Annotated in this window: 1 rRNA gene; it reads right to left on the minus strand. The window is 55.6% G+C overall.

Annotated elements, in window-relative coordinates:
- Positions 1–9: 9 nt before the first annotated feature.
- A 16S ribosomal RNA gene (locus HMPREF3056_RS07105) occupies positions 10–1,072 on the minus strand; the annotation flags it as partial.

The raw sequence follows: 1,072 nt of genomic DNA on the forward strand, positions 1-1,072 counted from the left end.
GCTCCTTAGAAAGGAGGTGATCCACCCGCACCTTCCGGTACGGGTACCTTGTTACGACTTCGTCCCAATCGCCGATCCCACCTTCGACAGCTCCCTAACAAGTTTAGGCCACTGGCTTCGGGTGTTACCAACTTTCATGACGTGACGGGCGGTGTGTACAAGGCCCGGGAACGTATTCACCGCAGCGTTGCTGATCTGCGATTACTAGCGACTCCGACTTCATGGGGTCGAGTTGCAGACCCCAATCCGAACTAAGGCCGGCTTTCAGCGATTCGCTCCACCTCACAGTGTCGCTGCGCGTTGTACCGACCATTGTAGCATGTGTGAAGCCCTGGACATAAGGGGCATGATGATTTGACGTCATCCCCACCTTCCTCCGAGTTAACCCCGGCAGTCTCTCATGAGTCCCCAACCAAATGCTGGCAACATAAGACAAGGGTTGCGCTCGTTGCGGGACTTAACCCAACATCTCACGACACGAGCTGACGACAACCATGCACCACCTGTACACCAGCCACAAGGGACACTACATCTCTGCAGCAATCTAGTGTATGTCAAGCCCAGGTAAGGTTCTTCGCGTTGCATCGAATTAATCCACATGCTCCGCCGCTTGTGCGGGCCCCCGTCAATTCCTTTGAGTTTTAGCCTTGCGGCCGTACTCCCCAGGCGGGGCGCTTAATGCGTTAGCTACGGCACAGAAGACGTGGAAGCCCCCTACACCTAGCGCCCACCGTTTACGGCATGGACTACCAGGGTATCTAATCCTGTTTGCTACCCATGCTTTCGCTCCTCAGCGTCAGTAACTGCCCAGAGACCTGCCTTCGCCATCGGTGTTCCTCCTGATATCTGCGCATTTCACCGCTACACCAGGAATTCCAGTCTCCCCTACAGCACTCAAGTTATGCCCGTATCGCCTGCACGCCCGAAGTTAAGCCCCGGAATTTCACAGACGACGCGACAAACCACCTACGAGCTCTTTACGCCCAGTAATTCCGGACAACGCTCGCACCCTACGTATTACCGCGGCTGCTGGCACGTAGTTAGCCGGTGCTTCTTATACAGGTACCGTCAC

It is taken from the genome of Corynebacterium sp. HMSC056F09, assembly GCF_001815785.1.
Taxonomy (GTDB): domain Bacteria; phylum Actinomycetota; class Actinomycetes; order Mycobacteriales; family Mycobacteriaceae; genus Corynebacterium; species Corynebacterium hiratae.